At 70.6% G+C, this 8,461-nt stretch carries 7 protein-coding genes; 4 read left to right on the forward strand and 3 right to left on the reverse strand.

Translation table 11 applies throughout. From position 1 onward, the window contains the following. Positions 1-244 (forward strand): WYL domain-containing protein (locus tag AOK23_RS23215; RefSeq protein ID WP_157878128.1); only part of this gene is annotated, 244 nt, incomplete at its 5' end. Positions 245-523: 279 nt separating this feature from the next. Continuing rightward, the gene (locus AOK23_RS48520) at positions 524-694 is read left to right on the forward strand and encodes a hypothetical protein (protein WP_169800324.1); all 171 of its coding nucleotides are present in this window, start codon (positions 524-526) and stop codon (positions 692-694) included. Position 695: 1 nt separating this feature from the next. Here AOK23_RS48520 and istB read toward each other — a convergent pair whose 3' ends face one another. Beyond that, positions 696-2,117 carry an IS21-like element helper ATPase IstB gene (istB, locus tag AOK23_RS23220; RefSeq protein WP_055714603.1) on the reverse strand — a complete coding sequence of 474 codons (1,422 nt, stop codon included), beginning with the start codon at positions 2,115-2,117 and terminating at the stop codon, positions 696-698. A 173-nt stretch (positions 2,118-2,290) separates the two neighbouring features. On the opposite strand from istB, the gene AOK23_RS23225 reads away from it, so the two are divergent. Then, positions 2,291-3,937, forward strand: a complete 1,647-nt coding sequence (locus AOK23_RS23225; protein ID WP_055714604.1) for a DNA repair helicase XPB — start codon at positions 2,291-2,293, stop codon at positions 3,935-3,937. 407 nt (positions 3,938-4,344) lie between these two features. On the opposite strand, the gene AOK23_RS23230 is transcribed toward AOK23_RS23225, so the two are convergent. Then, on the reverse strand, positions 4,345-4,545 hold the full coding sequence (locus AOK23_RS23230) for a hypothetical protein (protein ID WP_055714605.1): 201 nt from the start codon (positions 4,543-4,545) through the stop codon (positions 4,345-4,347). 380 nt (positions 4,546-4,925) lie between these two features. Here AOK23_RS23230 and AOK23_RS23235 point away from each other — a divergent pair, with 380 nt between their 5' ends. Then, entirely contained in the window at positions 4,926-6,890 is a 1,965-nt protein-coding gene (locus AOK23_RS23235; protein WP_420823735.1) for a HelD family protein, read from the forward strand. 105 nt (positions 6,891-6,995) lie between these two features. Here AOK23_RS23235 and AOK23_RS50140 read toward each other — a convergent pair. Then, positions 6,996-7,661: trypsin-like serine peptidase (locus AOK23_RS50140; RefSeq protein ID WP_420823734.1), on the reverse strand; the 666-nt coding region annotated here is incomplete at its 5' end. Positions 7,662-8,461 lie beyond the last annotated feature (800 nt).

An 8,461-nucleotide genomic window follows, 5' to 3' on the forward strand; every position in this document is an offset into this window, starting at 1 on the left:
CGGGACGCTGCCGCGCACCAGCTCCGCCGAGACCCTCGCCACGATGCAGGCCGCCGTCCTCACCGGCGAGGCCCTGTGGATCGGCTACGTCAACGCCGAGGGCTCTGCCAGCCAGCGCGTCATCGCCCCGGTGCGCGTCGAGGGCGGCTTCGTGACGGCGTACGACCACACGGCGGACGAGGTCCGGACGTTCCCGCTGCACCGCATCACGGGCGTCGCGGAACTGGCGGACGACTCGATCTGACCCCCGTTGGACCCGGATNNCCCGGATGGCCCTCGTTGGGCCCGGATGACCCCGGGTTGGCGCTGCGCGACCCTGAGGCGCCCGGCCTCCGTTCCATGATCAAATCACCACCCGACTGTCACCCGTTCGGGCGTACCCGGACGTTCATGCAGGCCATCCCCGGTTTTCCCTCCGACGAGGGGTCGTGATGGGGCGTGCGCATCGGGGTGGGGGCCGCCGGGCAGCCACCCTGTGTCCGATCGAGATCGACGTCCACGCTCGAAAGGTTCACAGGTCCGTATGCGTCCCATCCCCGCACTGCTCTGCGCCCTCGCCGCAGCCGCCCTGATCGGTGTGCTCGCCTCGCCCGCCGCGGCCAACCCGCTGCCCCTCCCCGAACTCGGCACCATGGTCGGGGAGGGGCTCACCGTGGAGGGGCCGCTCATCCAGAACGTCAGCCTCCTGAAGTGACTCAGCCCGCCGAGGGGACCCGGCGCAGCCGGTAGCTGTCCCCTTCGAGGCGGACGATGTCGGCGTGGTGCGCGAGCCGGTCCACGACGGCCGGGGCGGCCCCGCCGAAGATCTCGTCCCAGCGGCCGAGGGGGCGGTCGCTGGTGACGATCAGGGAGGCCCGCTCGTAGCGGTGGGCGACGAGTTGGAAGAGGAGCCGGGCGGTGTCGGGGTCGAAGGGCAGGTAGCCGACCTCGTCGACGATCAGCAGAGGGCAGGTGTCGAGCGCGGACAGTTCCCCGGCGAGCCGGCCCTCGGCCCGTGCCCCGGCCAGCCGCGCGGCCCACTCCTCTGCGGTGGCGAACCGCACCTGGTTCCCCGCCTGGCAGGCCCGTACGCCGAGGCCGATCGCGAGGTGCGTCTTGCCGGTGCCGGGGGCGCCGACGAAGACGACGTTGCGCCGGGCGGCCAGGAAGTCCAGCGTCCCGAGGCGGGCCAGCAGGTGCCGGTCGAAGGTGCGCGGGTGGTCCGGGTCGAAGTCCTCCAGCAGCTTGCGCGCGGGGAACCCGGCGTCCCTCAGCCGGCTCTCGTCCGCCGCCTCGTGCGGCACGACGCGGGCCCGGCCACGTGTGAACGCCGTCCCGTGCCGGCGGGTCTCCCGCTCGCGCGCCGCGTGCTTCTCGTCCGAGGTGGCCTGCGCCGGGATCGGCAGCGAGGCGGGGCGCAGGACCGGGGTGGAGGGGAGGGACGGCCCGGTGGCCCCGTGCTCCTGGTCCCACGGCGGGCCGACCGGTCCGTGGGCGCCCCCGGGGTCGGCGGGTCCCCGTGGTGCGGGCGGGACCGGGTCGGCCGGGCCGCGCGGGTCGCCGTGCGGGACGTGGTGCGGGCCGTGGCCCTTCTCCTCACGGAGCATCGGCCCCGACATGTACGCCAGGAGCACCGCCGAGACGATGAACGCCATGTGGATCACCGTGCCCCACAGCAGCGCGTGGCGGGAGGTGTGGTGGACGTCCACGAACATCTGGAGCAGATGGACGGAGGAGATGCCGACGATGGCGGTGGCGAGCTTGACCTTCAGGACGTTGGAGTTGACGTGGGAGAGCCATTCGGGCTGGTCGCGGTGGCCCTGGAGGCCGATGCGCGAGACGAAGGTCTCGTAGCCGCCCACGATGGTCATGATCAGCAGGTTGGCGATCATGACGACGTCGACCAGCTTGAGCACCGCGAGCATGACGTAGTTCTCGGTGGCACTGCCGCCGACGCACTTGACGATTAACGTCCACAGCTCGTTGAAGAACTTGTAGACGTACACCCCCTGTGCGGCGACCAGACCGAAGTACAGCGGTGCCTGGAGCCAGCGAGTGGCGAACAGGGCATAGCCGAGAGTGGTGCCCTGCGGGGAGGCGGACGGGGTGACCGGGCCGGCGGGGGAAGATGGCTGCACGGTTCAACATTCTTGGGGAGCCCTTGCCTCATATTTGAATTCCCTCCACTCATCGGAATGAATAGACATCCAATAAGACTGATGTGAGGGAGAGGCCGGGCGGAACGACCCCGGCGAAAGGGCGGAACGATCAGGCACACTGGACGTTTGGCCGAAACGAAAGGGTGTCGCGCGTGAATGGTCCACTCATCGTCCAGTCCGACAAGACCCTGCTCCTGGAGGTCGACCACGAGCGGGCGGACGACTGTCGTCGGGCCATCGCGCCGTTCGCCGAGCTGGAGCGGGCTCCGGAGCACATCCACACCTACCGGGTGACGCCGCTGGGGCTGTGGAACGCGCGGGCCGCCGGCCATGACGCGGAGCAGGTCGTGGACGCGCTGGTCGAGTTCAGCAGATACCCGGTGCCGCACGCGCTGCTCGTCGACATCGCCGAGACGATGGACCGCTACGGCCGTCTCACCCTGAGCAAGCACCCCGCCCACGGCCTCGTCCTCACCACCACCGACCGCCCGGTCCTGGAGGAGATCCTGCGGTCGAAGCGGGTCGCCCCGCTCGTCGGCTCCCGGATCGACCCGGACACCGTCGCCGTGCACCCCTCGGAGCGCGGGCAGATCAAGCAGACGCTGCTGAAGCTGGGCTGGCCGGCCGAGGACCTCGCCGGGTACGTCGACGGCGAGGCACACCCGATCGAACTGCACGAGGACGGCTGGGCGCTGCGGCCCTACCAGAAGCAGGCCGTGGAGAACTTCTGGCACGGCGGCAGCGGTGTCGTCGTCCTCCCCTGCGGCGCCGGGAAGACGCTGGTCGGGGCCGGTTCCATGGCCCAGGCGAAGTCGACCACGCTGATCCTCGTCACCAACACCGTCTCCGCCCGGCAGTGGAAGCACGAGCTGGTGAAGCGGACCTCGCTGACCGAGGACGAGATCGGCGAGTACAGCGGGACCCGCAAGGAGATCCGTCCCGTCACCATCGCGACGTACCAGGTGCTGACGACGCGGCGGAAGGGTGTCTACCCGCACCTGGAGCTGTTCGACTCCCGTGACTGGGGCCTCATCGTCTACGACGAGGTGCATCTGCTGCCCGCGCCCGTCTTCAAGTTCACCGCCGACCTCCAGGCGCGGCGGCGCCTCGGCCTGACGGCGACGCTGGTGCGTGAGGACGGCCGGGAGTCGGATGTGTTCTCCCTGATCGGGCCCAAGCGGTTCGACGCGCCCTGGAAGGAGATCGAGGCGCAGGGCTACATCGCGCCCGCCGACTGCGTCGAGGTCCGGGTGAACCTCACCGACTCCGAGCGGCTCGCCTACGCCACCGCCGAGCAGGAGGAGAAGTACCGCTTCTGCTCCACGACCGCGACGAAGCGCCGGGTGACCGAGGCGATCGTCCGCCGCTTCGCCGGGCAGCAGATCCTCGTCATCGGCCAGTACATCGACCAACTCGACGAGCTGGGCGCCCATCTGGACGCACCGGTGATCAAGGGCGAGACGTCGAACGCGCAGCGCGAGAAGCTGTTCGACGCGTTCCGCGAGGGCGAGATCCACGTCCTGGTCGTCTCCAAGGTCGCCAACTTCTCCATCGACCTGCCGGAGGCGACCGTCGCCATCCAGGTATCCGGCACGTTCGGCTCACGCCAGGAGGAGGCCCAGCGGCTGGGCCGGGTCCTGCGCCCCAAGGCCGACGGCCACCAGGCGCACTTCTACTCCGTCGTCGCCCGCGACACCATCGACCAGGACTTCGCCGCCCACCGGCAGCGCTTCCTCGCCGAACAGGGCTACGCCTACCGGATCATGGACGCGGACGAACTCCTGGCGGACGACGCCTGAGCGGATCGCCGCGCGAGGCCCTCCGCAGGACGAGGTGGTGCATGGCCGGAGCCGGTGGGGGGACCGGCCCCGGCCACGCCGGGGGTGGGAGGGATGGTTCCGGGATGCGCTGAGCGCCGTGTGGCCGACGACGGTGGCCGCCGCCCTGAGTGCGGATACGGACAGCGGATGCGGGTCGTCGGGCCGGGGTGACGTGCGAGGCGTGAGATGACGTGCGCGCTGGAGCGATGACGTGACGTGCGGACCGCGTACCGAGCAGGCTGCGTACCGAGCGGGCTGCATGCCGCACCGGTCGCGGCGCCGGTGTGGAACCTCGGAGTGGGCCTTGGAGTGGCCCTCGGAGTTGGGCAGGAGTGCCCTCGCTCCGACGCGAGAGGTCGGGGCCTGTTCCGTGGACGGGGGGCGCGTCAGGTGGGGCGGCGTATGCCCGCTTCTTCCGCGTACTCTCCGAGCACGATCACGCCGAAGGCGGCGCCCGCGAAGACCTTGACCGCCCGGAGGGCGTCCGCGAGGCGGTGGCGGGGGTGACGGTCGTCGAGGCCGGTCGCACCGGACGGCGGACCGGGTCGGCCGGCGGCCGAGGCTGGGATGAAGGTCGCTGCACTCATGTATCCATGGTGGAACGTCCGCCTGTGGATGGCGTCGGTCCATGGATGGAACCGGCTGAGCCCTCCGCTCACCCTCAGGTCCTGCCGTCCCCTAGTACCCCCGGCGTACCCGCCCCCTAGGGGGTACGGCGGCCAGACACGAAATCCGTTGGCCCTCTCCCCCTCGTCTCGCCTAAACTCTCCGCCCTTGCCCGCCTCCCGCTCGTGGAGCGCCGCCGTCCGGACGGAAACCGGCCGGCTCACCCCACCCCCACCGCCGGATCCCGTGGATCCCGTAGGCCCCCGGAGGCACTTCCTTGTCCGCGCCCGCCGACGAAGAGATCAATCCCCTCACCCGCGAACGCGACCACCTCGCCGCCTCCCGTTCCGCGCTGCGCGCCATGCGGGAGGACGTGGAGGCTCTGGACATCCGGGACGTGACCGCGAACTGGGTGAACGCGGAGGTGCTCGCCCGACAGATCGACGAGCGGATCAAGGCCCTCGCCGACCTGAGCCACACCCCGCTCTTCTTCGGCCGCCTCGACTATCTGCACGCCCCCGGCGCCGAACAGGCCGAGGGGGCGGAGGGGGAGCGCTTCTATATCGGGCGCCGGCATGTGCACGACGCGGACGGCGACCCGATGGTGATCGACTGGCGCGCCCCCGTGTCGCAGCCGTTCTACCGGGCGTCCAAGAAGGACCCGATGGACGTCGGGCTGCGCCGCCGCTTCGGCTACACCGGCGGCGACCTCACCGCCTACGAGGACGAGCACCTCTCCGACCCCGCCGAGGCGGCCACCACCAGCAAGCTGCTCCAGCAGGAGATCGAGCGCCCCCGTGTGGGCCCGATGCGGGACATCGTCGCCACGATCCAGCCCGAACAGGACGAGATCGTCCGCTCCGACCTGTCCGGCAGCCTCTGCGTCCAGGGCGGCCCCGGCACCGGCAAGACCGCCGTCGGCCTGCACCGGGTCGCCTACCTCCTGTACGCCCACCGTGAGCGTCTCTCCCGCACCGGCACCCTCGTCATCGGCCCGAACCGCTCCTTCCTCCACTACATCGAGCAGGTGCTCCCGGCGCTGGGCGAGCTGGAGGTCAAGCAGGCCACCGTCGACGACCTGGTGGCCCATGTGGAGGTGCGGGGGACGGACGAGGCGGCCGCCGCCGTCGTCAAGGGCGACGCCCGGATGGCGCAGGTGCTCCGCCGCGCCGTCCGCTCGCACGTCACCCTCCCCACGGAGCCCGTCGTGGTCGTACGGGGGTCGCGCCGCTGGCGCGTCCCGGCGTACGAACTGGAGGACATCGTCAAGGAGTTGCTCGACCGGGACATCCGCTACGGCGCCGCCCGCGACGCCCTGCCGCAGCGGATCGCGCACGCCGTGCTCGTGCAGATGGAACGCTCCGGTGAGGCGCCCGACGACCGGGTGCAGGACGCGGTGGCCCGCAACACCGCCGTGAAGGCGGCCGTCAAGGCGATCTGGCCGCCCGTCGACCCCGCCAAGCTGGTCCTGCGGCTGCTCACCGACGCCGACTTCCTCGCCGAGCACGCGCAGGGTGTCCTCACCGACGACGAGCAGAAGACGATCCTGTGGGCGAAGCCGATGCGGAGCGTGAGGACGGCGAAGTGGTCCGCCGCCGACGCCGTGCTGATCGACGAGGCCACCGACCTCGTGCAGCGCACGCACTCCCTCGGCCATGTCGTCCTCGACGAGGCGCAGGACCTGTCCCCCATGCAGTACCGGGCGGTCGGCCGCCGCTGCACCACCGGCTCGGCGACCGTCCTCGGCGACCTCGCGCAGGGCACCACCCCGTGGGCGACCCGGAGCTGGCAGGAGGCCCTGGCCCACCTGGGCAAGGCCGAGGCGCACATCGAGGAGCTGACCGCCGGTTTCCGTGTGCCGACCGACGTCATCACCTACGCCTCCCGGCTGCTCCCCCACATCGCGCCCGGCCTGACCCCGGTGGCCTCCGTCCGGGAGAACCCGGGCTTCTTCGACGTACGGCCCGCCGAGGACGACATGCGGGTGATCGCCGCCTGCGAGGAGCTGCTGCGCCACGAGGGGTCGGTCGGTCTGATCGCGGCCGACGCGCGGGTGCCGGCGCTGGCCGAGGCCCTGACGGCGGCGGGGATCGGCTACCTCGCGCCGGGCGAGGAGACGACGTACGAGACGCGCCTCACCCTCGTGCCGGCGTCGCTCGCGAAGGGCCTGGAGTACGACTACGTGGTGCTGGACGAGCCGCAGGCGGTCGTCGACGGGGAGCCGGACGAACGGACGGGCCTGCGCCGCCTGTACGTGGCGCTCACCCGTGCGGTGTCGGGCCTGATCGTGACGCACGCGGCGCCGCTGCCGCCGCAGCTGGCCTGAGCGCGGGAGCCCCTGAGCCTTTGAGCCTTTGAGCCTTTGAGTCCCTGAGACACGGAGCGGCCCCCGGCGACCGAGGTCACCGGGGGCCGCTTCACGCGCGTCGGCCTACTTGAACTTGTTGCTGGTGGCCAGGTAGACCTCCTTGGCGTTCTTCCCCAGCCGCGGGCCGGTGATGAACGAGGAGCGGTCGCTCAGCGAGTTGTTGGAGACCAGGTAGGTACGGCCCTTGTGGCTCATGAACCAAGGGCCGCCGGAGGCGCCACCGTTCAGGGTGCAGCCGACCATGTACTGGGCCGGGTAGTCGCTCGGGTAGCTGTAGCCGAGGACGAAGCGCTTGGTGGCGCCCTGGCAGTGGTACATCTTCGAGCCGTCGTACGGGGCCTCGGCCGGGTAGCCGCGCACCTTCATGTTCTTGACCTTGTTGGCGGCCGGGGCGTTGAACCACACCGGGAGCGCCGAACCGACGCGCTCCTCCAGCGACTTGGCGCCCTTCTCCGGCTTCACGTGGAGGACGGCGTAGTCGTACGCGGCGGCCACGGTGCCCTGGCTGGCGTTGCCGCCCTTGATCCAGGTGCCGGAGGTGGTGGCCCAGTCGGCCCAGAACAGGCCGTACGGCGAGACGTTGCTCGCGCGGTAGTTGGCGGAGGCCTGGCTGATGTTCAGCTTGGCGGTGTTGTTGAAGGACGGGACGAAGGCGATGTTGCGGTACCAGCCGCCGCCCTTGCCCGCGTGGACGCAGTGGCCGGCGGTCCACACGAGGTTGGACTTGCCNNCGGCCGCCGAGCAGACGCTGGAGCCCTGGGGGGTGGTGAAGAAGAGCTTGCCGACCGGGGCGGCGTTCTTGTGGTAGGTCGACTTGACCTTGGAGGCGTTCTGCCGCTTCACCGAGCCGTCGGGCAGCCAGACCTTGGTGGTCTTGTTCGACCCCTTCGACACGTTGCCCGCGTCGGCGATCTCCGGCAGCTGCGTGGGCATCTGGGCCTTCGCCTTGGCGATGCGCTCGGGGGTCCAGAAGTCCTCGATGTAGGGGTTGGCGAAGTCCTCCGCCTTGGAGGCCCAGTCGTCGAAGTCCTGCCAGCCGCCGTTCTTCCACTTCTGCAGCGCGTCACCGGAGAGTTCGGTGGGCACGCCCTCGGGCAGCTTGAAGCCGCCGATGGTCGTGTCGCCCCCGCCCTCGTTCTCGCCGGTGTCGACGTCCGAGCCGGCGCCCGCCTGGGCGGTCGTCTCGCCCGAGGCCTTCGCGCCGCCCTCGTCGGACTTGCNNACTGAAACTTGTCATGCCCCGGCTTGGCTGGGGCGGACACAACTATGCACGCGGGACAGGGCCGAAATGATCGTCGGGAGGGCTCCCGCGGCGACTTCGCACACAACAACTACGTGGCGGATATCGATCCGTGATGTGACATCGCGTCACCACGTGACGCACCGTCGGCCGCCCCGCCCGGCGAACTCACGGAGCCTTCACAACGTTTGATTCTTCATCACTCCGACACCTCCCACCTCTTGTGCGCTACCGGCCAGTAGCGCGAATCTGACCTGCGCATGCCATCCCCCGCCGGTGTGCCCCACCC

The sequence above is a fragment of the Streptomyces torulosus genome (assembly GCF_001419765.1).
GTDB lineage: Bacteria > Actinomycetota > Actinomycetes > Streptomycetales > Streptomycetaceae > Streptomyces > Streptomyces torulosus.